The organism is Nitrincola lacisaponensis (assembly GCF_000691225.1).
GTDB classification, from domain to species: Bacteria; Pseudomonadota; Gammaproteobacteria; order Pseudomonadales; family Balneatricaceae; genus Nitrincola; species Nitrincola lacisaponensis.
The window spans coordinates 407,038-432,529 of the sequence record NZ_JMSZ01000032.1 but is presented as its reverse complement, the minus strand read 5'-3'; the positions used below and the strand labels follow the sequence as shown (position 1 = coordinate 432,529).

Genomic DNA, 25,492 nt, shown 5'->3' with positions numbered 1-25,492 from the left:
TTCTCCTGTGCACGTGCATTGACAGTGTGCTTTATTTCCTACTAATTTACTTGGTTATACCGCGTAAATCAATCACGACGCACCAGCCAGACACCGCACTCAAGATGATCGGTGTAGGGAAATTGATCAAACAACGCAAAACGCTCAATACGGTGCGTCCGGCAAATCGAGTGTAAATTCTGCTCCAGAGTGTCCGGATTACAGGAGATATAGAGGATGTGATCGTATTCCATCACCTGCTCTACCGTTGCCGGATCAAGGCCACTGCGTGGAGGGTCAACCAGAACCGTACTGAAACGGCACTCTTCCAGTGCCAGTCCGGCCACTTTACGGGTCTCTTTCTCCCCCCGTAACACCTTGACCAGGTCTTCAGAAGGCATCCGCAGCACATCAATGTTATCAATACCATTATCGCGAATATTGTCGCGCGCAGCCTGAACCGAGGTTTTGGATATTTCCGTCGCCACGACACGGCGGAAATTCTGCGCCAGCGGCAAGGTAAAGTTACCATTACCACAGTAGAACTCGACCAGATCAGACTCACCCGCCATACCGGCAGTCACATCCAGTGCCCATTCAATCATATGACGGCACACCTGCGCATTCGGCTGGGTAAAGCTGTTTTCCGTCTGAATATAGCGGTACACGCGATCACCCACTGGCAAGGCTTCAACAACAAAGTCCCGATCCAGCACTATTTTGGTTTTGCGGGCGCGCCCGACCAGATCAATATTGAAACGGGCTTTCAGTTCACGGGCCGCAGCTATCCACTCATCACCAATCTGACGGTGATACAGGAGTGAGACCAAGAGTTCACCTGACAGGGTACTGAGAAAGTCCACCTGGAACAGGCGATAACGCAGCTCTTTCACTTCCCGAATCGCTGCCAGCAAGTCGAACATCACCGCATGAATGGTTTCCGACACCATCGGACACTCAGTCAACTTGACGTGTACATGCTTGCTGCCCGGCTCAAACATGACATAGTCCAGCGCATCACCATCATGCCAGGTACGAAACTCGGCGCGCATGCGATAGTGCGTCCGAGGGGATTCAAACACCTCGACAGACGGCAATTCAAATGCGGAAAACTGCTGCAGCAAACGCTGTTTTTTCAGCGCCAGCAGCTCGGAATAACGATCAGGATCAACCTGAGGAAGTGACATAGAAAGCCTCTGCAAGGATCAAACACAAAGGCGGAATTTTATCAGTTGCGCAGCGCGCGGGCCACTTCATGCGCAGCCATCTCCCATTTGGGTAATTGATCGATCACCCCGATCGACGTCAGATAATCCCGTGACAAACGCCCGCCCAGGTTAACCCCCATGGCATTGAACAAGGGAGGTAACAGGGAGTCCGCCACATGCACAGCAGTCAGCGCTGAAAAAGCGGTATCACCCGAAGCACCCGGCACATGATGAAACAGCACGGCATGTACCATTTCCGGTGCCAGATTCCAGCGATCCAGCAAAAAGGCTCCTGCTTGTGCATGTGTTGCGCCAAGCAGCATTTTTTCAACCACATACAGCGGCTGGTTCAGTTCCTGAGCCCGAATCATCACCTGGTGATACTGGGCACCATCTCCCATCGCCAACAGAATCATGCCAACATCCTGCAACAGCCCTGCCAGTCGAGCCTGAGCCTGCATCGTACGATCATAACCGGCATCACGACAGATATCTGCCGCCAACTGGCTCACGATCACAGAGCGCTCTTGCAGTTGCTCAAACGAGAAACCTCGCCATTGCGGGGTTTGCGGCATAGCCTCAAACAGCTGTGCTGTCAGCACCAGATCACGGATGGTACGTAACCCCAGCAAATTCACAGCCTCTTTGAGGGTAAAGAAGTTGTGCGAAAACAAACCAAAATACGCCGAATTCACCAGCTGCAAAATTTTGGTGGATACCCCCGGGTCCCGCTGAACAATTTCCGAGACCTCTTTAATACCTGCAGTTTCTGAGCGCAACGCCTCATCAAGGTCACTCAGAATTGCCGGAAAAGACGGCAGATGCCCCAAAGATGAGATATAATCCCGCAATCTGGGTTGAGTCAGTAATTGTTCTGCGCGAATGGCGCGATCAACCGCTTCATGTAAAGCGGCTTCACTATAGCTGAGCGGCAAACAACGATGCGCAACTTCAGCAGCATGCCCGGCCTCGAAGGATTTGAGCGGATGCGTGATCAGAATACGGCCCAGACCCGGGTAAGTTTGACGTACTTTTCGGAGCAGTTCGATCGACTCTCTGACATGTGATTCTGTTTTAATAACCAGTACGTGATAGTCCCGATTGGTGTCAGCAAGCGCCAGCAAGGTGTCCTCAACACTGAAAACCTGGCTTTGATCCACAGGTAAAGGCAGCGATGTATCGGCCTTTTCATCACGTAAATCGCAAAACAGAACACGGGTGTCATTTAGCGTCGCATTCATTTCGAAAACCTTTCGCCACTGCCTGAGGAGCTTATTGTTGTTTGAAAATGACCTTAAAAAAAGCACGGCCTCTCACTGAGGTTCATTAGGCAAAAAAATCAGCGTAGAATCAATATACAAATAGTCTCTACTTAAACAGTTAACCGAATTTTTTTGAGCCCGATATGACCGCAACCTCTCGCAACATTCTTGTTACCAGCGCGCTCCCTTACGCCAACGGCCCCATCCATCTGGGACATATGGTCGAGTACATCCAGACTGACATCTGGGTCAGATTCCAGAAACAACGTGGCAACACCTGTATCTATGTCTGCGCCGATGATGCCCACGGCACCCCCATCATGCTCAAAGCCAATCAGATGGGACTGACACCGGAGCAGCTGGTCAGCAAGGTGAGTATAGAACACCAGCGTGACTTTGCCGGATTCATGGTTAATTTTGATAATTATCACTCAACGCATTCAGATGAAAACCGTCATTATGCCTCGCTGATCTATGAACGCTTGCGCGATGCAGGGCACATTGCCCGCCGCACCATCACTCAGGCCTATGACCCTGAAAAGGAAATGTTCCTGCCGGATCGCTTCATCAAAGGTGAGTGCCCGAAATGTGGTGCAGCCGACCAGTATGGCGACTCCTGTGAAGCCTGTGGTGCGACCTACAGCCCGATTGAACTGAAAAATGCCTATTCAGCGATCTCCGGTGCCAAACCGATTGAGAAGGAATCTGAACATTTCTTCTTCAAGCTGGAAGATTTTGAAGAGTTCCTGCGCACCTGGGTAGACGGGCATGTCCAGGAGCAAATGACACACAAACTAAATGAATGGTTTGAAGCCGGTCTGCAGCAGTGGGATATTTCCCGTGATGCACCCTACTGGGGTTTTGAGATTCCTGGCGAAAGCGGCAAGTATTTCTATGTCTGGCTGGATGCACCTATCGGTTACATGGCCAGCTTCCGTAACTGGTGCGACCAGAACCAGGTCGATTTTGATCGTTACTGGGCACCCGATTCCGATGCAGAGCTGTATCACTTTATCGGTAAAGACATCGCCTACTTCCACACCCTGTTCTGGCCAGCCATGCTCAAGGGTGCAGGTTTCCGCACACCGACAGGGGTATTCTGCCACGGCTTCCTCACCGTGAATGGACAAAAAATGTCCAAGTCACGCGGCACCTTCATCATGGCTGAAACCTATCTGAAGCATCTGCGTCCGGAGTACCTGCGCTACTACTTTGCCGCCAAACTCGGCTCCGGCATTGATGATATCGACCTCAGCCTGGATGATTTCCGTCTGCGCGTGAATGCTGACCTGGTCAATAAAGTCGTCAACATCGCCAGTCGCTGCGCAGGCTTCATTCAGAAAAAATTTGATGGGCAACTGGATAGCCAACTGGCTGACCCGGCACTGTACCAGCAGGCAGTTGATCTGAGCGAAAGCATAGCCAACGCCTACGAATCACGTGAATATGGCCGCGCCATGCGTGAAATCATGCACCTGGCAGACAAGGCAAACCAGTACATCGATACCGCTGAACCCTGGGTGCTGGCCAAACAGCCAGGTAAAGAAGCCGAAGTACAGGCCTGCTGTACCCTGGGAATCAACCTGTTCCGCGTGATTATCAGCTATCTGGCACCAGTACTGCCTGCAGTCGCTGAAGAAGCGGCTGCGTTCCTCAATATCGATGGATTCACCTGGGATGCCATTCAGCAACCCCTGCTCAATCACCGTATCAACGCATTCAAGCCGCTGATGCAGCGCGTAGATCCGGAAATGATTGAAAAAATCATCGAAGACTCCAAGCAGGATCTGCTGGAAGCCCAGGCAATGACAGCCAAACCTCGCGAAAAGTCTGAACTGGAAAAGGAACCCATTGCTGACACCATCGATTTTGCCGATTTCGCCAAACTGGATCTGCGTGTCGTGCGTATTGCTAAAGCAGAGGCGGTTGAAGGCGCTGACAAATTGCTGCGTTTGACGCTGGATCTGGGCAGTGAAACCCGTAACGTCTTTGCCGGCATCAAGTCCGCTTACCAGCCTGAAGCACTGGAAGGCAAACTGACCGTGATGGTTGCCAACCTGGCACCGCGGAAAATGAAGTTCGGTGTTTCTGAAGGCATGGTGCTGGCAGCAGGTCCCGGTGGCCAGGATATCTGGATTCTGGAACCCCAGGAAGGTGCCCAACCGGGTATGCGTATTCGCTGATTCGGGAGTCTGAATGACCGATAAAAAGCTGCAAAAAACCTCAGATCGCCAAGCTGTTGACCTGTTTATCCAACAGGTTAACAGCCTGCCTCAGGTGCACACCGCCGGAGGGCGTCTGATCTTCGCTCTGGATGCAACAGCCAGCCGTCAGGCCAGCTGGGATCAGGCCTGCCAGCTGCAAAGTGAACTGTTTCTGGCCACGCGGGAGCTGGGCGGTCTGAGTGTGCAGCTCTGTTATTACCGGGGCTTTGGTGAATTTCATGCCAGCCCCTGGATCAATGATACCCGCGAACTGCTGAAACAGATGAATAGAGTCAGCTGTCTCGGCGGACACACCCAGATCGGCAAAGTGCTCAATCAGGCACGACTGGAAACTCGCCAACGCCCCGTACGCGCGGTCATACTGGTGGTTGACTGCTGTGAAGAGGACGTCGATGCACTGTGTCAAAAGGCCGGAGAACTGGGCATGTTAAACACCCCGGTGTTTATCTTCCATGAAGGTCAGGACGCAGATGCCGAACGCATCTTCCGACAAATCTGCAAGCTTTCAGGTGGTGCCTACACCCCCTTCGACAGCCACAGCCCCGATATTCTCAGAGACCTGCTCGCTGCTGTCGCCGTGTATGCCAGTGGTGGTCGCAAAGCTCTGGAACATTTTTCAGCCTCTCAGGGTCAGCATATAAAACGACTGACACAACAACTGGGTAAATAGGAGTCGCCGTGCACCCGTTTGGTTTGATTGTACTGGCCCTGATCGGTCTTATCGGCTTGCTCTGGCTCAGGGCTCAGCCCAGTGGTCAGAAAACACTGGCTCTGGCCAAACTGATCCTGGTGATGGCTATTCTGGGGCTCGTCTATCTCAGCATCAGCGGCCGGATACACCTGCTCGGAGCTCTGGTGGCTCTGGGATTACCCTTCATTCAAAAGCTCCTGCCCCTGCTCTTAAGACTGTTGCCTTTTTCCGGTATTTTTCGACCAAGACAGCCAGCAGGTCCCACAGGCTCATCCGGTAACCGCTCCCGCGTCACCACCGCTCTGCTGGAAATGACACTGGACCATGATACCGGTGTCATGGATGGCACGGTCCTGCAGGGCGACCTGCAAGGCCGGTCCCTCAGTGACCTGAGCGAATCTGAGTTTATACGTCTGCTCAAGACCTGCCGGGCGCAGGATGGCGACTCCGCGAGATTGCTGGAAACCTATCTGGACAAGCGCTTTGGTGACAGCTGGCGTGCAGATGATACCGACACTCAGGGCCCTCAGAGCCCGGAAGGCTCCGGTGAACTGAGTCGTGAAGAAGCCTATGCCATTCTAGGCATTGAACCCGGTGCCAGCCGCGATGAAATCATCCAGGCACACCGTCGCCTGATGCAAAAAATGCACCCTGACCGTGGTGGCAGCACCTGGCTGGCCGCACGCATCAACGAAGCCAAAAAGTGCCTGCTGGACTGATCTGTATAGACAACGGACACTGATAAACTAAGGAGTATCACCAGGATTATTGGCCAGCTTCTGCAATAGAGCTTTCGATCTGGGCAGTAACCCTACCTTCAACCCCAGGGGTCTAAAAACGCGGTTCATCACGGTTAACGTCAGCTGTGCCTTGTCACGCTCAATATCCGACAGGGTTCGACGACTAATACCTACCAGTGCCGCATACTGCTCCTGAGTAAGCCCCAGCACCTGCTTGCGTAACTGTTTTAATAACATCCCTTCGGTAATTTCATCCTTATACAGCTGTTGCACCAGTGTCAGCAGTAGTGCTTCTCGTGCGTTACCCGACAGGTTTTTCAAATTAACCCCCATCGCTGAAGTCGCGACTCAATACGCGTCATACCCATGGCTGGCATCGTCAATAACTGCTCTGACACTCCTCGGTCCTCCAAACGCTGCCGCAATCCAATAAGCTGTACAGCCAGGCTGCGAAGGTCATTCATAAGACGCTCAGCATCCGCTATCGACTCCAGCTGTTCGGTAATGGCTTGCCAGTTGAACTCCCCGCCCTGCTCATAAGGCGCTCCCCACTTCATTGTCCGTATAACGCCTTCAGGGTCAGCTTTCATGGGAGCAAAATCATAAACAGGTGCCAAGTTGATACCCTCTGGTGTCTTCAGAAAAGCGATGTTTCGGCCATGATTATCAGAGTTACCAAATATCACATTAAGCAGATCACGCTGTAACCATTGACTGACAAAGCCCTACTGATCAAAAGAACCACCCTTTTCGACCACTCGATGCTGACTGGAAAGCTTTACAACCAACTGCTGTAAAACATCAAAGTGATTTAAAAAGCTACCTGCTTCTTTGTTGAGATGAGCTGGATCATCTTGCCAGGTATCTATCCAAACTTTGTCGTCCTCAGAGCAGCGCAATATCAACTTGGGTGCCTCTCCCCCGGCACCTGTTGCACCACCACTTGCCGCCCCCATTTCCTGGGCATAATCAAGAAAATCAACCTGACGTTCGACGACGTCATCAAGATCAAAGCGCCTGTTTTCAAGCAAATCAAAGGCTTCACGTGAGGGCAGCGCATTACGAATACGCATATTACCAACAGGTGCGATACTGCCTTTCTCCAGCAACAGGCTATCTTGCGCTCCCTGAGATAAATGACCTATCCCCAGGCGCGTTATCCAGTATCGTCGACTGGCACCCGCCGGAACTATATCTTCCATAAAACCAAACCACTGATCAGAAGTATGGTGCAGCATCAACTCCACTGGCAGATTCAAGCTGCAAGCATGCTCATCATCCCTGAACATCCAGTTAAGAGCATATGCCTGATCATAGATTAATCTTACAGCACCCTGGCGACCTTTATCGGCCTGTAACAACTCCAATACCGCCGCTTGATGCCATTGACCAGAATGGTAAATTTCAACGTAAAGCTCCATCAGAAATCCTGATTGAGTAAATATTTGCTCAAAAAATAGCAAAGGCTATCTATTTTGTGAAATATATTGCTCAAATTTTCTTTGGTAGTGTTATGACCCAAACAGCGAGGCAGGAAGTGAGTTGACTCTACAAACTAAAGAAATTAGGATTTCATCCAAGAAGTAAGGATCATTTCTGCAATTAACGTGCTAAACACGACAGGGAATCAGTCATGCCACATCTCCACTTAAGCAGCCATGAGGCCCCTACCCTCTGCCTCCTCGACCTCTATGTCGCTTCAGTCGCGCTACCCATCTACAGAAGAAGGGTGCCGTACACCTTATGACATCCTTCCTTGGCCACTGTTATGCTTATCGTTCGAACAAACAGTTTCACCTGGTTGCGGCCGTATTTTGTTCAGACCGAAATGATTATGAAACGCTGGTCTCGACCGCACTGAAGGCTAAAGGTTATCAGTTTTACTGGGCCGAAGATGTCCTGCTCACAGCCGACTGGGTGAAACAGTTTCCCGCAGAGGCCGCGGACGGTGTGGCGCTGGCGCGTATAGTGAATGAGGAGAGTTGCATTGCACTCGGGCAGATCACGCGGCTGGCTGGCTCAGATGATGAAGCAGCACAAGCGCAGAACTGGCTCCAGATAGAAGAGTCAGACCCTTTCACGCCACTGGACACACAATTCGGCGTGCACCCGAAAAAAAATGTCCCTGAAGAGCTGCGTGAGGCACTGTTTGGCCAGCCATACCCGACAGACACCCCGCCGCTGACCACCTATGCCGTGCTGGACGCAGCAAAAATGCCATATTTGCTGACAAGCCTGCTGATGAGCTCTGATCTGCGCTATCAGTCGCTGTTTCAGGGCGAAGCACAGGAAGAACTGGCCGAGCACGCGCCCTATCTGGTAGAGCTGACCGAAGACAGTGGCTTTACCCGACGCCTGTTCACTGGGCCCGAGGGTATATGTGGGCTGTGGGAAAAAGATCTTGGCATTTTTCTGCGCTCCTGCGCTGGATTTGAAGCGCTGCGCAAACACCTGCGCAAGTTCATAAAGGTGCAGAATAAAGATAGAAAATGGTTCTATTTCAGATTCTGGGAAAGGCGCTATGCGCACCTTTTTTTCGGTACAGCCTGTGCCGAAACCTGCTGGATGATGACGATCTCTAAACAACACACCCTCACCCTACTCTGGTCACAAGGGTCGTCTTTATTCACTGCCCGGGCGCTAAGATCAATGGATGATGATATCGTCATGACCAGACCAACGCAGGAATGGGTGGCCGCATTAGCCGAACAAGAGAGTATGACCACCTTTCAGAACAAAATTATCCACCAACTGATCCTGCCACACCCACAGCACGGACACATGACTTCAGAGCAAGCACAAGCGCTTGTAAAAGCACTCATTGCACAAGCTCAAAGTTTCGGGTTTAAAAGTGAATATGCTTTGAGCAGCTATGTCACTGTTGCGCTGGAACTATCGCGCTTTCCGATTACTAACCCGAATTACCTCAATATACTTCAATCGGCCAAACACCCTGATACCAAAGCCGAGTTAATGCTCAAGTCAATTATCTCTACAAAAGGTAACACTGATGAGTGAATTTTCACGAGACCGTATTCCGGGTGAGGTGTGTACACCTTGCCAACAATTCAACCTGTTTCGTTTCTCTATTGCCGACGGCATCGAATGCGATAGCGTGATCTCCTGTACTGTGGGTGGCAAAAACACACATAGCTTGCCCGAGAACTACACCTTACGTTTCCCCAATAGCCTTGCCGAAACCTCAGGCCCGCTGGATGTAAGCGTTGATGGCAAAACACATCGTATTTTTGATGATGTCAGTGCGTTCGGCCCCCTGGCTGCCCCCGAAGATTTGCGATTTCATGTCATTCTTGAACCTGCACCCGCCCCTCCAGTACCCATCCGTCCAGAGGTACAAGCGATAGCAAACCGTCTTTCCTCTCAGACAGATCCAAACCGGCAGACGGATTTAATCCTGAATACCTATCAGCAGGAGATGTCTTGTCGTGCCGATGGGCAGTATGACGAAAATGGAATGCCGATGGCACTGCCAGCAGGGGGTGATCCTTATATCATTACACTTGAAGTACCGGATGGCGGTCTCAGAGATGGTGAATATAACGTCTCTGAGCTAACAGAGGAAGAGGCAGCCTGGTTACGCCACGCTATTTATCAAACGCTCAGCGATGATGCCATCGGTGTAATGACGCGTGAAACAGGCGCTGCTGCCATCGGCTATCAGCAGATGCTGCGCGAAGGCAATAACCGGCGCTTTTTGCGGGAAATGGCGGGTCGAAAATTGACGGTAAAATGCCTAAAAAACGGCACACGTGTACTCGCCTTTGAAGGCAACTGGCACAAAGCCATGCTCTGGCACCGACCTCATTTACAATACGGTGCCGCAGGTATGGGACGGCTACAGGTCACGGCCATGACTGTTGCTGTACAGGGCGTTGGCCCCAATGTATCACAGGCTGTCAGAAGCTTAGCCTCACGGGGTGGCGCATTAGGAATGTTATTTGTATGCACACTGGATGTTGCCGAATGGTTGAGTGCGGACGGTGAAAAAGAGCTGGATGAGTTGTTAATCTCTTTGGGCTTTACGCTGGGTGCGGTTGTCGTTTCAACGATTGTGGGGATGGCGGTGGCGGCGCTGGCGGTTGCACTTGCAGCTGCAGGCAGTGTTGCACTTGCACCAGTGATCATTGCAGGATTAGGGGTTGGTGCCGTTTTTCTCGTGGGCGTCGGAGTCGGAATAGCAATTGACACATCCGGTGTAAAGAATAAGGCACTTAAAGCTTTTCGGGAATGGAGTTCAAACGCAACCATCAACCAGCCTGATTTTCAAAATTCTGATTTGTATCAGGGGATGATGGTAGCCCCATGAAGAGTAATCAAGAATTGCATCAAGCTCCTGAAGATGCTTTTGGTACTAGACCTCACTGGGTAAAAAACCCAAAATCTGAAATCGGAAGTCTCAAGGAAGTAGTTAAGCTATTTTTAGTCTTATTTCTAGTTGTGCAGTCAATCGTACTTTTTACAAGCTTCTTCATTGGGCTAATACATCCATTGACTTTATTCAACACTGCCTTAGCAGTTATTGTTCCGAGTATTGTTCTGGGAACTGCATTTTTACAATCCAAAAGATCAGATCCGGATGACTTGTATATAAGTCACCTTGTAACCTGGGGTTTTAGATTCTTAGCTGCTTTTGGTGCAAATATCGCACTCATTGCATCAATCAATTTTGATATTTTTCCTTTTATATTCAGCGCACTTCTTATTGCCTGTGTAGTTATAGAGTTGATGTCCTACCTAACCTATCGCTCCTATTCTGATGACATGATCCGAGAGATCATCGAAGAAAGAAAAATGTTCTCCCCTGTCAATGAGAACAATGAATTCTGGTTTTTAAATAGAGGGGGGGATGTCGGATCAGATCGCTTGTTTATCAAAGGCAAGTGGCACCTACGTTTATTATATGTTTTAGCTTACATTGCACCTTTCGGTGTACTCAGCGGTGGTAAAGCCATAGGTGCCTTCTTGGCAGCTTTTGCAGCGATTGCGATTTATGTTATGGCTCATGGACTATTTACCGGCTATTACGTCACCCGTCGTGGTTTGCAGATGCGGCTGGAAGGAAAACTCTGAGGTGAGGTTGCAAAACGGAGTAGCGATCGGTTATCAGCAGATGCTGCGCGAAGGCAATAACCGGCGCTTTTTGCGGGAAATGGCGGGTCGAAAATTGACGGTAAAATGCCTAAAAAACGGCACACGTGTACTCGCCTTTGAAGGCAACTGGCACAAAGCCATGCTCTGGCACCGACCTCATTTACAATACGGTGCCGCAGGCATGGGACGCCTACAGGTCACTGCCATGACCCTTGCTGTGCAGGGTGTTGGACCCAATGTATCACAGGCTGTCAGAAGCTTAGCCTCACGGGGTGGCGCATTAGGAATGTTATTTGTATGCACACTGGATGTCGCGGAATGGTTGAGTGCGGATGGTGAAAAGGAGCTGGATGAGCTGTTAATCTCCTTGGGCTTTACGCTGGGTGCGGTTGTCGTTTCAACGATTGTGGGGATGGCGGTGACGGCGTTAATTGTTGGCGCTACTGGTTTCGCTCTTGCACCAGCAGCTATAGCTGTAGCGGGGTTCGCAATTGTCGCTGTTGTTGGTATTGGAATTGGAATAGCAATTAACACATCCGGCGTTAAGGATAAGGCACTTAAAGCTTTTAGGGAATGGGGTTCAAACGCAACCATTAACCAACCTGACTTTCAAAATTCTGATTTGTATCAGGGGATGATGGTGGCACCATGAAGATTGATCAAGAACTGTATCCTGCTCCCGAAGATGCGGGTGCCGCAGGACCCCGCTGGATAGAAAATCCAAATCCAGAGTTTGCTGGTTTATGGGTAGGGATAAAAAAGTTTTTAGGTATTTTTCTGGTGCTTCATTCCATACCGCTCTTACTAAACCTAAATTTAGGCTTAACACATCCACTAACTTTATTCAACATCGCTTTAGCAGTCATTTTTCCGACAATCATTCTTGGGAGTGCATTTTTACAATCCCAAAGACCAGAGCCGGATGACTTGTATTTAAGCAATTTAGGAACTTGGATACTTAGATTATGTTTCGCTTTTATTGCAAATATAGCCCTTGTTGTTTCAATCGCTTTTGATATTTTTCCTTTTATATTCAGCGCACTTCTTATTGCCTGTGTAGTTATAGAGTTGATGGCCTACCTAACCTATCGCTCCTATTCTGATGACATGATCCGAGAGATCATCGAAGAAAGAAAAATGTTCTCCCCTGTCAATGAGAACAATGAATTCTGGTTTTTAAATAGAGGGGGGGATGTCGGATCAGATCGTTTGTTTATCAAAGGCAAGTGGCACCTACGTTTATTATATGTTTTAGCTTACATTGCACCTTTCGGTGTACTCAGCGGTGGTAAAGCCATTGGTGCCTATCTAGCGGCTTTTGCAGCGATTGCGATTTATTTTATGGCTCATGGCCTATTTACCGGCTATTACGTCACCCGTCGTGGTTTGCAGATGCGCCTGGAAGGAAAGCTATAGTGACTCTTACGTACTTATTAGCCATTGAGTGCGTCTGTGATACACATCTGTGTCCTAAAAAAGGACATGACTAAGGAACTATTCTCAGTAGTGGCACAGGGATCCTTACACCACTATAAGTTTATAGAAACTGACTACTGGCAGTTCAAAACTCAAACGTAAAACAGGAAAAAACTCATGACTGATACAACGACAAAGAGTACCCACATGACATACGGCGAGTTCATAAATTCTCCTGAGATTAAAAACTATTTTGGAAGAAGATACGTTAACTGGGCACCAGAATTGGAGGCGATAGCCACTAAAAAGTCCATATTAGACGATGATATTTCTGATCAAACGGCATTCGCAAAAGTTTTTCAATCCATTAAATTTTCATGGCTTGGGTTGCTTTTTGGCCTGTTTTGGTACGCCTATCATAATGGTAAAGGATGGCAGGCATTTTTAGCTGTAGTAGTGGCAATAAACCTGATTGATATAGTATTTCTCGAAGGAGCCTACGGTGGTTACATTGCAGTTAGTACAGCCGCCTATTGCGCACTTTTCATGAAAGGCTGGATTTTTGCATCTAAATCAAACGAGATGAGCAAAAATGGCCAGCTTACACTTGGGAGCTGGGGGCGTGTCTTTTTGGCCATTGCGTTGTTTTTTGTACCACTGTGTTTAGCCATCATTTTCTTGACATGATTAAAAGACATTAAGGCATATATGCATGCTTTCAGTAATTTCGTCATTGCATAATGGCTTGTGTACCCCGCCTTTATGTTCACGAAATGCTTATCAAAAAGTGCCTGCTGGACTGATCTGGCGGCACTCGGGATGACGTAACGCCTGTAAACAGATCACAGGGGTTACGGATGAAAATTACATTGAAACAGTTACAGCAGGGTCACCCGGTCAAGCAGCTGATTCTGCAGTCGATGGAGTGTGAACTCTATCTGGTGAATATTTGTGACCATACAGATCAGCGCTGGATTGTCTGTGACGAGCAGGGCAAGCCGCTCAGTTATCGCAGCCAGCTGGATGCCAAGAAACCCTTCAAGGGCCTGGGCATTCAGCAGACCCTGCTGGAGCACCAAAGCCCCTACAATGAGATGATTGGCATTGAGCCGGCACAGGTAGCCGCGCTACAGGTACGGATCGCCAATCCGGATCAGGATTACTCGTAATTCAGTCGGATATCAGGGGACCAACCGCCGTCCACTTTCCCAGGGCATGCGTGTGCCTGTTGCATGGAGGCGCAGGCCATCCCGTCCATAACGCGGGTGAAAGCCGGGTAACTGGACTGCACCGCCCTCCTGAATCATAAACAGCAGTGCTTCCTGCTGTAACTGAGGATCAGGCTCATCCAGGCTCACCAATAAGCGTCCTCCCGACAACAGCTGCCATTGGCCACGACTGACCAGCGGCGGCTGTTGGTTCAGGTAATCTTCACTGAGCATGGCTTTCCCGTCCGGAAGCAGCTGCAGGCGTATATCACGCGTTGTCACGCTCGGGTCCAGTCGATACTCCCGAAACAATGCGAGACGTTCAAGACTGCCCCGCTTCGCACAACCGGTGTACTCCTGACCATCCAGCTCCATCACTGCGGTTAATCCATACCAGTTGTGGCCATCCTGGCAGGCTTCAGGCTGAATACGCAGTGACAATCGATGGCGGCGCTGACGGCCCTGAATATCACTCTCCCACCACCAGTCAGAACCCTGACGTATCACCGATCCGACAGGAAAAACAAGGGTACGCCGTTGCTGTGGCAGAAAGACGCGTATCTGAGAATCGGTAATATCCGCCTGCCAACCCGGACTGGGCCCTTCGGCTCGCATCAGTATGCCACTGAGGTGCTGGCGACACGCTCCCGGATCAGGTGAGACATAGCGCAACTGATCAATTTGAGTCGGTTCACCAGCCATACCCGGCTCACCTATCCACTCAATATAGAGTGGTGCAGAAACGCCGCGTTGACGAAACAGGCGCTGCAGGTGTGCTGGTATCCGCTCTACTGGCTGAGCTGCCAGATCCTGACAACCTCGCAGGTAATATTGATCCTGTTCCAGGCTAACCCAGCCCCGTTGGTACTGAGACTCCGAACTACTGCCACCAAACGGCAAACTGGCACAGCCAGACAGCAGCAGCAAACCTCCCAGGCACACGCGTCTCAACATTCTGAATACTCCTGATCCATCTGCCGCTCAACGTCTAATAATTCAGCAACCAGGTGGCGTAAACGCTGTAACTGCGCCTGCTTGCCCTGAATGGCAGAGGCTTCAGCCACCTGCCCTGCTGAATGCAACTGCCAGACTCGCCCCATCAATAATGCCTGATCGGCGTAGGACAGTTCCTGTACTGCTTTCATAAGCTTAGCAGATCTCAGCCAGTCCCTGAGTACCAGCATTGAATCCTCAAGGCTGCGCTGCTGAAAAGCAAATCCGTAAAGCGCCTCAGGATCTGCCGAAGCCAAAGAATCAGGCTGCGGTAGCACCGCCAGACAGCGCTGCACAAACGCTCCCTGTTGCTGTAGCTCAGGCTGGTCTAAACGCAATGCCAAGCGTCGGGCAAACAGCTGTTGAGCCGACAACGCCACCTGTTCTGCAGCCACCGACAGCGCCCGGAATACCAGCAATGGCCAGCCGGCTGTCACCCGATCACAACGCTCGCCCAGGCGCAGCGGGACATAGTGATAACGCTGCCAGAAGCGCAGCAACGCCTCACTAGCCGCAAACGAGGCACCACAAAAATCCAATCCGAGTTCAGTCGCTTCATTCGCCACTGCGGTTAACAGCTGCCCGCCCAGGCCTCTAGCCTGCCACTGGGGGTGTACCGCAATACGCATGACGCGCCAGCCTCGCAACCTTGCCGCAGAACGCAGCCCTTCACGGGACAGCAGAGTTTGTGGAATCAGATCACCTCCGGGACGACGATACCCGCCCCAGATCGGCTCAATCAAGGCTTCAGGCACCGGGCCTTCATCCACCAACAAGGCCACAGCCAAGGGTTGTGACTGCCATGACAACACCCGAATCTGCAAATCCGGGCTGTCCAGCAACTGACGCAAGTCATTCGGTGTGGTGCGATAATGTGCAGCAATCAGCAACCCAAACACCTGGCGCAATAACCGCTCATCGGCCAGCAACTCGCGCACCCCTATCGACTGATAAGCAACCGTCACATCGGCGGCAGGCAAGGTGTCCGGTTCAGGCAGCAGCGGTGGCTCGGCATCCAGCAACAACACCCGATAACTGAGCGCTTCCAGTGGATCGCCACTGGCCCAGCGTACCGGATCTGTCAGACAATAGCGTTTCCAGCCCGGCACCTGAGCAGCTAGCGAAGACAGGAACCGCAACTCAAAGCCCCGACCATTGCCCTCATAGCCATGCAGGGTGGTCGCGAACCACTGGCGACTGCACAACTGCCGAATCGATTGCAGCAGGGATACCGGAATAGCAGCCGCCTCATCCACAATCACCAGATCTGCCTCGGGAGACTTCTGCAACAACACCGCGGGTGGATAAAAACGCACCTGCAGACGTGGATGATCAAAGCCACTTCCGACAAACCTGCCATCAGGGCACTGGCGCAATAACGCACTGAACAGCGCATCAACAGCCGCGCGACTCGGTGCCGTCACCACCACCTTAAGGGATTGCTCAGTCAGCAACTGGCTCAGAGCCAGACCCAGCGATGCTGTCTTTCCTCGCCCGCGGTCAGCAGTAATAACGGCAGTGAGCGCTGTGGTGCTAAAGTCAGCAACCAGCTGTTCCACCAGATGCGCCTGCTGCTGGCTAAGATACGGAGGTTCACAGAATCGTGTCTCAGGAACACAGGTGGGTGGCCAGGGTGAGGCCAACTGACTTACGAGTCGTTGCAGAAAATAGCCGGGAAAAACCATTGACTGGTAGCGGCTGCCACGTAACGCTGCATACTCAGGGTCAGCATAGCCTGGCCAGGCACTCGCCTCAGGAGACAGCAAAATCAGCTCTCCGCCCCCTTTCAAGGTGCCACAAATCTGTGCAAATGCGTTTGGATTGAATCCGGCAAAGGCATCCAGAATCACACGATCCGTTTCTCTGCCCAGCCACTCAGCCGCCTGACGCGAAGCTATCGGTGGAAAACCGGCACGCGACTGATCGGAAATCAACAGCGTTACCTCAACCTCCGGCCGCTGCCTCAAGCAGGCACACAAATCAGCTTCAGCGGTTTCCGCGCAGGTCTGTAACCAGGTGAACTGACGATGCAGGTGACGGGACGCGGATAACGACATACTCAGGCGTAGGTCGGATTAAAATCGTGGCTGTACTCGGCATGAAACAGCACCTGCCCAGGAGCTTCATGCAGCGCATGCACCAGGGTTTCATCCACCAGTTGCTGTGCCATGACGCCATTCAGCGAAGCACTGGGCTGAAAGGTACAAGCGGCAAGAGTCAACTGTACCGGAATGGATTCAAAATGTTGCTGCAACGCCTGATGGCAGCGCTCCGCAAAACTGCCGGCATGTTCATTGGTCGAGGGTAACAGCAATCCCAACTGTTGCTCGGCATAACGTCCGAGCTGATCACCCGGCCGGGAAAGCTGGTGTTTCAGGATGGCAACCATCTCCCGCATGGCTTCAGCCGGTAAACCACTACCATCCGTCATGCGTATATCAAGACACATCAGCGTCAAAGGTGTGAATTCACGTACGGCGCGACGACACTCATTATCCAGTTGCTCCGCGAAGGCAGACAACTTGAGGGCGCCGGTTTCCGAATCACAGCGATTCACCCGTTCGATCTCGCTCTCAGCCCAGTCACGGAACTCGGTATAGCGCTGGTTCAAACGGTTCAGACGCAGCGTTAGCACGATCGATAACACCGTCAACAAGACCGTCAATACAATGAATAAAGTCAGAACCACACTTTCTCCGCAACACAAGTTGGATTATCCTGCTGATCTGATTCAAGCTTATATGCTCACACGGGTAATGAAAAGCCCGATAACAAAAACCTTACGGAGCGTGGGATGATTGATCTCTACACTTGGGGCACGCCCAATGGCCGGAAAGTTTCCATCATGCTTGAAGCCTGCCGGTTGCACTACTCTGTTCACCCCATCGACATTCTCAATAATGCCCAGTTTGATGCCGATTTTCTGAAAATCAGCCCAAACAACAAAATCCCCGCCATTGTTGACCCGGACGGTCCGGGTGGTGCGCCGATTCAGCTGTTTGAAAGTGGTGCCATTCTGATCTATCTGGCAGACAAAACCGGAGAGTTCCTCCCCACCGAAGGCGCTGAACGCTATGAGGTGCTGCAGTGGCTAATGTGGCAAATGGGCGGCTTTGGTCCGTTTCTGGGACAGGCCCACCATTTCAACCGTTTTGCAGCTGAAAAAGTCCCCTATGCGATTGAACGCTATACCCAGGAAGCGCAACGTCTCTGGGGAGTACTGAACACACAACTGAGTAGCCGCCGTTTCGTCTGCGATGAACTGAGCATTGCAGACTTCGCCATCTACCCCTGGGCCACACGTTACGAATGGCAGGGTGTTGACAAGAATGCCTTTCCGGCAGTCAGCGTCTGGATGGAACAGATGGCTGACCTGCCCTTCGTGGATCGGGGTATGCAGGTTCCATGAAACAGGTAGCCATTATCGGTAGCGGCCCGGCCGGATGCTTTCTGGCCGAGATACTTGCACTGAAGCTACCCGATGTTCAGATTGATCTCTATGAGCGGCTGCCCCACCCGTTCGGACTGGCTGTGAGTGGTGTAGCGCCCGACCATCTGCACACCCGCAAGGTGACCGAGCAGCTGCAACGGACGCTGGATCGTGATCAGGTCAAATTGATCTGCAATACCGAGTTGGGACGGGATATCCACTACGATGAACTGAAAGCCCGCTACCATCGGGTGATTCTGGCAACAGGTGCCAATGAAGACCGGCAACTGGGCATTCCCGGAGAGAAGCTCACCGGGATCTATGGTTCAGGCGCTTTCACCCGCTGGTACAATCAGCACCCGGAAGCGGCAAATCTGCGCCCTCACCTGGGCGAAAGAGTCGGTATTATTGGCAACGGCAATGTCGCACTGGATATCGCCCGTATGCTCGCCAAAACACCTGCAGAGCATCAGCAGAGTGATTTATCAGATGCTGTCAGAAACCATCTGGCACAGAGTCCTGTGCGTGAAATCCATATTCTGGGGCGCCGTGGCCCTGCAGATGCCAGCTTTACCTTGCCAGAGCTGACCGAGCTGGGAGCACTGGCACAAGCCAACGTTCAGGTTTCGCGCGAAGCGCTGGAGAGTATTGATCGACAAGCCTTGCCACCCTCGCAACAGAAAGTACTCAACCAATTGCAGCAGTATGCCGAAACCCCGGTAAACCAGCAGGCCTCAATTCAAATTCATTTTCACTTCTATAGCACGCCAGTTGCGGCACAAGGCCACACACAGCTTGAAGCACTCAGTATTCGTGACAGTCGCAGCCAGCATTCCTGGACTCTACCACTCGATACACTGGTAACGGCCATCGGCTATCGCACACCGGCTATCGACGGTGTACCTTATGATGAAATCGCGGGCCGTTTCGCACACCAAAACGGCAAGATTGAACCCGGAGTCTATTGCACAGGATGGTGTCAACGCGGCCCGCAAGGCGTCATTCCCACCAACCGCAGCGAAGCCATGCAGCTGGCACGCCAACTGATTCGTGAATGGGAGCAGACCGATGCTGATTGATCGAAAACTATCCCGCCTGCTAGTGGTAGACCTGCAGGAAAAGCTGATGCCAGCCATCCATGACGGAGAGAAGCTACTGCAGAACTGCCGATGGATGACACAGGTCGCCAGCACCCTGGACGTCCCGATTCTGGTATCGGAACAGTATCCCAAAGGGCTGGGACCAACAGTTGAGCCGATTCGTTCACTGCTGCGTGATGATGCGTTTATGGAAAAGACCTATTTTTCCTGCCTTTCAGATGATGGCTGCCGCACCACCCTGCTGGACAAGCACTACCCGCAAGTCGTCATCATCGGCACCGAAGCCCATGTTTGTGTCATGCAAACAGCGCTGGAAATGAAAGAAGCCGGTATCCATGTATTCGTTGTCGAAGACTGTATCGGCTCTCGTGACCCACACAACAAACACCTGGCCATTGAACGCATGCGTCAGGCCGGTATCACGCTGGTCGCCCGTGAAATGGTCGCATTTGAGTGGCTGCGTCGCGCGAACACTCACGTCTTCCGCTACGTCAACCGCACCTTTATTGCCTGAACCGGGTTAACGTAACCGCCCGATCTGAGTTAATAAGGGCTGCGGTGCAATCACACCATGCACCGCGAGGTCACGACGCTCTTCACCCTGCTGATCAAAAAACACCAGTGCCGGTGGGCCAAAGACCTGATAGCGCTGGTTTAATGCACGTGAATCGCTGTCATTACGGGTCACATCCACCTTGATCTTCATGAATCCGGACAAACTCTCCTGCACCTCGGCATCCGCAAAGGTGACAAACTCCATCTCGGCACAGGTGACACACCAGTCAGCATAAAAATCCAGCATCACTGGCTGCTGTGCGGCCTTGGCCTCCGCCAGCAGAGGCTCCAGTGCATCCAGAGAGGTAACGGTTTGATCAAACACCAGCGTTGAGCCTGACGCAGCACCCACCGTACCAGCGCCCAACCCCATACCCTGCAAGGGGTACACCAGGCTGCGACCGCCCGAAAGCACGCCCAGCAGCAAGGCGACACCATACACCAGCAACACCAGCCCCACTCCCTTCCAGAAGCGATGCCAACCGCTGATCGGCGAAGGCAAACGATCCAGTGCACTGAGATAGACCGCTGTCACCAGCAAAATAACTGCCGTCAGCGTCATGGTCACCTGTACCGGCACAATACGATCCAGCATCCACACGGCCAGCAGCAACAGCAACACACCGAATCCGGCCTTGATCGCCTTCATCCAGCCACCGGCATGTGGCAGCAGCTTGCCTGCCGAGGTACCGACCAGTAGCAGTGGCACCCCCATCCCCAGTGACATGGAAAACAGTGCTGCACCACCCAGCAAGGGGTCACCTGTCTGACCAATATAGATCAACGCGCCCGCCAAGGGTGCCGCCATGCAAGGCCCGACAATCAGTGCTGACAGAAATCCCATCACCGCCACACCGGTCAGCTGTCCGCCTTTTTGACTCCGACTGACCTGATTGAGTCGATTCTGCAATCCCGAGGGCAGTTGCAACTCATAAAAGCCAAACATCGACAGCGCCAGCAGCACAAACACCAGCGTAAAGGCCGAAATGATCCAGGGGTTCTGGAAGCTGGCCTGCAGATTGGCACCAAACAAACCGGCCAGCACGCCCGCCAGCGTATAGGTCAGCGCCATCGCCAATACATACACACTCGACAAACCCAGTGCCCGCCGCGTCGACACCCGGCCCTGCTGCCCGGCAATAATGCTCGACAGGATCGGAATCATCGGAAATACACAGGGAGTCAGGGACAACGCCAAACCGGCCACAAAGAATGCACCCAGTATCAGTGGCAGGCTGCTGCCACTCAGCATCTGAGTGAAACGGCCATGCTCGCTGACAAAGTCTGAACTGCCCGCCGCATCGGATACAGTTGCAACCTCAGGCGGCATACCCTCAGGCCAGCTTAAACCGGCAGCAAGTGGCAGGGATGCCAATGGAATGGTTTCTGTAACGGGCGGGTAACAGATACCACCTTCCCAACAACCCTGATAGGTCACGGTTAGACCAGCCTCGCTGGCACCCTCTCCTTCCGCACCGACCAACAGCGCAGCAACCGCCTGCTGCTGCCAGATATCGACCAGACCAAACAGCTGATCCTGCTTCGGCGTGCCCGGTTGACGCCACAGCTCAACCAACTCAACACCGTCACTGACTTCTACTTTAAGGTGGTCGCGATACAGGTAGTAATCATCGCGGATGGTCCAGTTCAGCTTGTAGACACCCGGTTCCTGAACCTGAGTGTAAAACTGAAACGCCTCTTCAACCGGTACTGGTCCCTGGGCCTTATTTGAGCCACCCCAAATCGAAAATTGAGCCACCGCCAGACCCGGTAGCCAACACAGCACCAGCAGCAACCCTGTCAATACACGTTTCAACACAATGAATCCTTACTTTACTTGCGCTTCAGTCTGCTGAATCAGACCATTGAGCCGCCCTATTGTTCCAATAGTCGATATTATACCCGTTTCCCCTTATAAGCCGTGCAGGGATATGGTAAAAATACCCCCACGAATCTATCTGCTTTCAGGAAAAAACGAGATGACCGATACACGCTTAGAAGACCTGCACATTGAATCAATCAAACCCATCATCACACCACGTGAGCTTAAAGCCCAGTTGCCGCTGAGTGAAGAGGCCATTGAAACCGTGATCCGTGAGCGTCAAGTCGTCAAGGATATCCTTGACCGCAAAGATAAACGTTTGATGGTTGTCATCGGCCCCTGTTCCATTCACGACCCTGAAGCAGCACTGGAATATGGCCGTCGTCTCAAAGCCTTAGCAGAAGAAGTTAAAGATTCGCTCTATCTGGTCATGCGTGTCTATTTTGAAAAACCGCGTACAACAGTGGGTTGGAAAGGCTTGATTAACGACCCGCGTATGAATGATTCGTTTGAGATCGAAGAAGGTCTCAAGATTGGCCGCAAGCTGCTGATCGACCTGTCTGACATGGGTCTGCCGCTGGCGACCGAAGCACTGGACCCCATCTCACCCCAGTATATGCAGGATCTGATCAGCTGGTCAGCGATTGGTGCGCGTACCACCGAATCACAAACACACCGGGAAATGTCATCCGGCCTGTCGTGTGCTGTCGGATTCAAAAACGGCACCGATGGCGGCCTCACCGTGGCCATTAACGCCATGCAGTCAGTTTGCCACCCGCACAATTTCCTCGGCATTGACGAAGATGGCCAGGTTGCCATCGTCAAGACACGCGGCAACGCCTACGGTCATGTAGTATTGCGTGGCGGCAATGGCAAACCCAACTACGATTCCGTCAGCGTACGCCTGTGTGAGCAGGAACTGGACAAGGCCAAGCTCAGCAACAACATCATGATCGACTGCAGCCACGCCAACTCCAGCAAAGACCCGGCACTGCAGCCACTGGTCGCGGAGAACGCTGCCAACCAGATTCTGGAAGGCAATCAATCCATCATCGGCTTGATGATCGAATCCAACCTGGAATGGGGTAATCAGTCCATCCCGGCTAACCTCTGCGACTTGAAATACGGTGTATCCGTGACCGATGCCTGCATCGACTGGAAAACCACCGAAGACTGCCTGCGCGGTATCCATGCAAAACTGAAAGACGTTCTGCCAAAGCGGTAATACCCTTCAGGGGTCGCTACAGACCCCTGAAATCGCTGATCAGCTCCGTGACAGCATCGGCTGTCACGGGTCTGGACAACATATACCCCTGAACCTGATCCACGCCAATCGAGCTCAGCAAATCGTACTGTTGCCGGGTTTCAACGCCCTCAGCCACTGTTTTCAAGCCCAGACTCTGACACAGTGGTGCCAGCGCCCTGACGATCGCCTGCTCCTTGCTGCCCTGAGCCAGATTCCAGATAAATGCGCGATCAATTTTCAGAATATCAAACGAGAAGCGCAGCAAATACTCTAACGACGAAAACCCGATGCCAAAATCGTCCAGCGCTACCTTGTAACCGGCTTCACGAATAGAAGACAGGGTTTTCGCCACCATCAAAGGTTTTTTAATCGCCAGGCTTTCAGTAATCTCGATACACACAGATGAGCGATCACATCCGGCATCAGCCACCATGCGCTCCAGCTGATCCAGTATCTTCCCCTGCTCCAACTGCACCGGTGATACATTGATACCCATCTGCAAACACACCCCCTGTTGCGCCCAGGACGCCTGCTGTCGCAATGCCTCCTGCATAATCCACTCCCCCAGCGGACGAATCAACCCCGAAGATTCCAGCGTACTCATGAACGCACCCGGCGCAATCAGTTCATTTTCCGAACGCTGCCATCGCAACAGCGCTTCCGCCCCCACAATCTGCTGGTCGCGGATATCCATTTGCGGCTGATACAGCAAGCAGAACTGCTGATGTTCAACCGCTTTTTTCAACTCAGCATCCAGGCTTAACTGCAAACGCGGTGACTGTGCCAATCGCGCATCAAAAACCGTAACATTGATTTGTTCCGACGGAACCACCGCATACAAAGCCAACTGGGCCTGTTTGATCAGAGTCTGCTCATCAAAATCTGGCTGAAAGCTATAGCTGACTCCCACCTTGAATGACAACAGAATTTCCTGACCGCCAATCTCCCAGACACCTTCCAGACACGTCAGTCGTTCACGCAGATTCAACTCCAGCCGCTGTGCATCCACATCACCCTGCAGCGTATCCCAGATCGCAAACAAACCACCATGAAACCGGGCGGCAAGACCATCTTCTGCCACCATCGTATCAAGATAACCTGCCACCCTGACCAGCAAACGATCCACCTGCTCCGGGTCCAGCACCGAACTGATATGATGCAAGCGTTGCACCTGTATCAGCATCACAAAGGTTGCCGAGGTGTGTGATGTCACTCTGGGAGACCAGCGCTTCAGTGATGCACAGAAGGCTTTGCGCGTTGCCAGACCAGTGAGCTCATCCTGGCCCACCTCACGTATCTGTGAATAGGACAGATTCAGCAGAGCTATATCCTGTAAAACGCCCAGAAGCACGCCACCCGACGAGTCCAGACGACCACTCATGAGCACACGCTGCCCTTTGCCATTCAGTAGCCCCACTTGTACCGAAAAGTTATGGCCACGAATGACGGCTCGGCGAATAACCTCCTTAAAATCCAACAACTCATCCGGCTGAACCAGAGCCTCGAAATCCTCCATGGAGTCCGGCAGCGTCTTTTCCCCACCCAATACATACTCCGCGCCGGATGACCAACTCAAATGGTGACTGTCAATATCGTACTGCCATGTCACCATCCCGGCGACTTCAGCAACTATTTTCTCCTGCTCACCCATGCGCCGCGTCTCTTCGACCCAGCCAGCATCCAGCACACTGTGCGATAGCTCTTTCATCCCTGCACCTCCGATCCACTCAAGCAATCCTGACGGATCTCACGTGCCAATAATCGCGCTGTACTACAGCTTTCATCCAGGCATTCCAGCTCAACTCCTGCAGCGATCCAGTCGCCTTGTACATACCGGGCACCCACCATTTGTGCATACCCAAATAGCGTTGGGTTATCGACACCCTCCAGTACAACCCGTTGATTCAACTGACTGGATAATCCCAACATACCATGTGCATAGCGACGACTGACCTGGCTGAACGGCATAGCCTGTATCACTGAATGTGGCAAGTGAAACGAATACACATCCCGTATGCCCATGGTTGAAAGCAGAGACATATCCCGGGCAAGGCAGTCGTACAGACTGAGGCGAACTCCCAGTGGCATCAGCGTATCGATGAATTCAGCCATATAACTCATGCTTTCCAGGGCGGTTTCGGAGAGCTGCAACACCAGTGGTGGTGAGGGCATTTCTGATACTTCAAGGCAGGTTTTAAGTCGATGCATAAACCCGGAGTCTGACACAACGGAAGCCGGAACCTTTACAATCAAAGGGTACTGATTAAAACAATTTGAATCTGAGGAGTGCCAAACCTTCATAAGCACAGACAGCCGTCCGAAAAACTGATTCACAGGATTGCTATCAGCCGGCTGTTTCTGCTCATCACCATGAGGTTCCAACAGATTTATTGCCAAAACATCACCAGCTTCCAGATCCACAATTGGCCGAAATCGCAATAGATTTATCCATTTTTCATCCAGACAAGAAGAACATTGGAAGGCTGTTTCATACATGTCCATATA

The 25,492-nt window shown here is 52.0% G+C and carries 24 protein-coding genes and 1 pseudogene; 14 read left to right on the top strand and 11 right to left on the bottom strand.

Going from position 1 to position 25,492, the window contains the following annotated elements; all coding sequences use genetic code 11:
* Positions 1–68: 68 nt before the first annotated feature.
* A complete protein-coding gene (gene trmA, locus ADINL_RS12070) occupies positions 69–1,166 on the bottom strand; it encodes a tRNA (uridine(54)-C5)-methyltransferase TrmA (protein ID WP_036548205.1) in 1,098 nt (365 codons plus the stop codon).
* Between the two features lie 41 nt (positions 1,167–1,207).
* Complete coding sequence (locus ADINL_RS12065) at positions 1,208–2,428, bottom strand: HDOD domain-containing protein (RefSeq protein ID WP_036548201.1); 1,221 nt, start codon at positions 2,426–2,428, stop codon at positions 1,208–1,210.
* A gap of 164 nt (positions 2,429–2,592) precedes the next feature.
* On the opposite strand from ADINL_RS12065, the gene metG reads away from it, so the two are divergent.
* The 3 genes from metG to ADINL_RS12050 are packed head-to-tail and all read left to right on the top strand — an operon-like array spanning position 2,593 to position 6,084.
* Complete coding sequence (metG, locus tag ADINL_RS12060; RefSeq protein WP_036548198.1) at positions 2,593–4,632, top strand: methionine--tRNA ligase; 2,040 nt, start codon at positions 2,593–2,595, stop codon at positions 4,630–4,632.
* A 13-nt stretch (positions 4,633–4,645) separates the two neighbouring features.
* Positions 4,646–5,344: a VWA domain-containing protein gene (locus tag ADINL_RS12055; protein ID WP_036548196.1), complete on the top strand. Its 699-nt coding sequence runs from the start codon at positions 4,646–4,648 to the stop codon at positions 5,342–5,344.
* Between the two features lie 8 nt (positions 5,345–5,352).
* Positions 5,353–6,084: a DnaJ domain-containing protein gene (locus ADINL_RS12050; RefSeq protein ID WP_036548193.1), complete on the top strand. Its 732-nt coding sequence runs from the start codon at positions 5,353–5,355 to the stop codon at positions 6,082–6,084.
* Between the two features lie 27 nt (positions 6,085–6,111).
* Here the strand turns inward: ADINL_RS12050 and ADINL_RS12045 are convergent, their stop codons facing one another.
* From ADINL_RS12045 to ADINL_RS16900, 3 genes and pseudogenes are all read right to left on the bottom strand, one after another.
* The gene (locus tag ADINL_RS12045) at positions 6,112–6,426 is read right to left on the bottom strand and encodes a helix-turn-helix transcriptional regulator (protein ID WP_239644382.1); all 315 of its coding nucleotides are present in this window, start codon (positions 6,424–6,426) and stop codon (positions 6,112–6,114) included.
* Positions 6,423–6,809 (bottom strand): annotated as a pseudogene (locus tag ADINL_RS16905) (HipA domain-containing protein); the annotation flags it as partial. The gene ADINL_RS12045 and the pseudogene ADINL_RS16905, both read right to left, overlap by 4 nt.
* A 21-nt stretch (positions 6,810–6,830) precedes the next feature.
* Positions 6,831–7,568 (bottom strand): hypothetical protein, encoded by a 738-nt coding sequence (locus ADINL_RS16900; protein WP_239644381.1) that lies wholly within the window; start codon positions 7,566–7,568, stop codon positions 6,831–6,833.
* Between the two features lie 280 nt (positions 7,569–7,848).
* On the opposite strand from ADINL_RS16900, the gene ADINL_RS12035 reads away from it, so the two are divergent.
* From ADINL_RS12035 to ADINL_RS12005, 7 genes are all read left to right on the top strand, one after another.
* Positions 7,849–9,123, top strand: coding sequence for a DUF4123 domain-containing protein (locus ADINL_RS12035; protein WP_036548186.1), 1,275 nt, complete (start codon positions 7,849–7,851; stop codon positions 9,121–9,123).
* Positions 9,116–10,432 carry a hypothetical protein gene (locus ADINL_RS12030; protein ID WP_036548184.1) on the top strand — a complete coding sequence of 439 codons (1,317 nt, stop codon included), beginning with the start codon at positions 9,116–9,118 and terminating at the stop codon, positions 10,430–10,432. Before ADINL_RS12035 ends, ADINL_RS12030 begins: the two co-directional genes overlap by 8 nt.
* Positions 10,429–11,196, top strand: a complete 768-nt coding sequence (locus tag ADINL_RS12025) for a hypothetical protein (protein ID WP_036548182.1) — start codon at positions 10,429–10,431, stop codon at positions 11,194–11,196. The genes ADINL_RS12030 and ADINL_RS12025 overlap by 4 nt, the downstream gene beginning before the upstream one ends.
* A 7-nt stretch (positions 11,197–11,203) precedes the next feature.
* Positions 11,204–11,869 (top strand): hypothetical protein, encoded by a 666-nt coding sequence (locus ADINL_RS12020; RefSeq protein WP_152547671.1) that lies wholly within the window; start codon positions 11,204–11,206, stop codon positions 11,867–11,869.
* Entirely contained in the window at positions 11,866–12,633 is a 768-nt protein-coding gene (locus tag ADINL_RS12015; protein WP_036548177.1) for a hypothetical protein, read from the top strand. The genes ADINL_RS12020 and ADINL_RS12015 overlap by 4 nt, the downstream gene beginning before the upstream one ends.
* A 177-nt stretch (positions 12,634–12,810) precedes the next feature.
* A complete protein-coding gene (locus ADINL_RS12010) occupies positions 12,811–13,320 on the top strand; it encodes a hypothetical protein (RefSeq protein WP_036548175.1) in 510 nt (169 codons plus the stop codon).
* A 170-nt stretch (positions 13,321–13,490) separates the two neighbouring features.
* Positions 13,491–13,802 carry a DUF6482 family protein gene (locus ADINL_RS12005; RefSeq protein ID WP_036548173.1) on the top strand — a complete coding sequence of 104 codons (312 nt, stop codon included), beginning with the start codon at positions 13,491–13,493 and terminating at the stop codon, positions 13,800–13,802.
* Positions 13,803–13,814: 12 nt separating this feature from the next.
* On the opposite strand, the gene ADINL_RS12000 is transcribed toward ADINL_RS12005, so the two are convergent.
* From ADINL_RS12000 to ADINL_RS11990, 3 genes are read right to left on the bottom strand one after another with little or no spacing between them, the layout of a single operon-like run.
* Entirely contained in the window at positions 13,815–14,795 is a 981-nt protein-coding gene (locus tag ADINL_RS12000) for a hypothetical protein (RefSeq protein WP_036548170.1), read from the bottom strand.
* Positions 14,789–16,891, bottom strand: coding sequence for a tRNA(Met) cytidine acetyltransferase TmcA (locus ADINL_RS11995; protein ID WP_036548167.1), 2,103 nt, complete (start codon positions 16,889–16,891; stop codon positions 14,789–14,791). Before ADINL_RS11995 ends, ADINL_RS12000 begins: the two co-directional genes overlap by 7 nt.
* Before the next feature lie 2 nt (positions 16,892–16,893).
* Complete coding sequence (locus ADINL_RS11990; RefSeq protein WP_036548165.1) at positions 16,894–17,523, bottom strand: GGDEF domain-containing protein; 630 nt, start codon at positions 17,521–17,523, stop codon at positions 16,894–16,896.
* 105 nt (positions 17,524–17,628) lie between these two features.
* On the opposite strand from ADINL_RS11990, the gene ADINL_RS11985 reads away from it, so the two are divergent.
* The 3 genes from ADINL_RS11985 to ADINL_RS11975 are packed head-to-tail and all read left to right on the top strand — an operon-like array spanning position 17,629 to position 19,878.
* Complete coding sequence (locus ADINL_RS11985; protein WP_036548163.1) at positions 17,629–18,243, top strand: glutathione S-transferase N-terminal domain-containing protein; 615 nt, start codon at positions 17,629–17,631, stop codon at positions 18,241–18,243.
* Positions 18,240–19,343, top strand: coding sequence for an FAD-dependent oxidoreductase (locus tag ADINL_RS11980; protein ID WP_051632764.1), 1,104 nt, complete (start codon positions 18,240–18,242; stop codon positions 19,341–19,343). Before ADINL_RS11985 ends, ADINL_RS11980 begins: the two co-directional genes overlap by 4 nt.
* Positions 19,333–19,878, top strand: a complete 546-nt coding sequence (locus tag ADINL_RS11975) for a hydrolase (RefSeq protein ID WP_036548161.1) — start codon at positions 19,333–19,335, stop codon at positions 19,876–19,878. Before ADINL_RS11980 ends, ADINL_RS11975 begins: the two co-directional genes overlap by 11 nt.
* Before the next feature lie 6 nt (positions 19,879–19,884).
* Here the strand turns inward: ADINL_RS11975 and dsbD are convergent, their stop codons facing one another.
* Positions 19,885–21,738, bottom strand: a complete 1,854-nt coding sequence (gene dsbD / locus ADINL_RS11970; protein ID WP_239644380.1) for a protein-disulfide reductase DsbD — start codon at positions 21,736–21,738, stop codon at positions 19,885–19,887.
* Between the two features lie 160 nt (positions 21,739–21,898).
* Between dsbD and ADINL_RS11965 the strand changes: the two genes are divergently transcribed.
* The gene (locus tag ADINL_RS11965) at positions 21,899–22,966 is read left to right on the top strand and encodes a 3-deoxy-7-phosphoheptulonate synthase (RefSeq protein WP_036548159.1); all 1,068 of its coding nucleotides are present in this window, start codon (positions 21,899–21,901) and stop codon (positions 22,964–22,966) included.
* A gap of 16 nt (positions 22,967–22,982) precedes the next feature.
* On the opposite strand, the gene ADINL_RS11960 is transcribed toward ADINL_RS11965, so the two are convergent.
* Together ADINL_RS11960 and ADINL_RS11955 are read right to left on the bottom strand one after the other, a co-directional pair.
* Complete coding sequence (locus ADINL_RS11960) at positions 22,983–24,695, bottom strand: putative bifunctional diguanylate cyclase/phosphodiesterase (RefSeq protein WP_036548155.1); 1,713 nt, start codon at positions 24,693–24,695, stop codon at positions 22,983–22,985.
* Positions 24,692–25,288, bottom strand: coding sequence for an EAL domain-containing protein (locus ADINL_RS11955; RefSeq protein WP_239644387.1), 597 nt, complete (start codon positions 25,286–25,288; stop codon positions 24,692–24,694). The genes ADINL_RS11960 and ADINL_RS11955 overlap by 4 nt, the downstream gene beginning before the upstream one ends.
* Positions 25,289–25,492 lie beyond the last annotated feature (204 nt).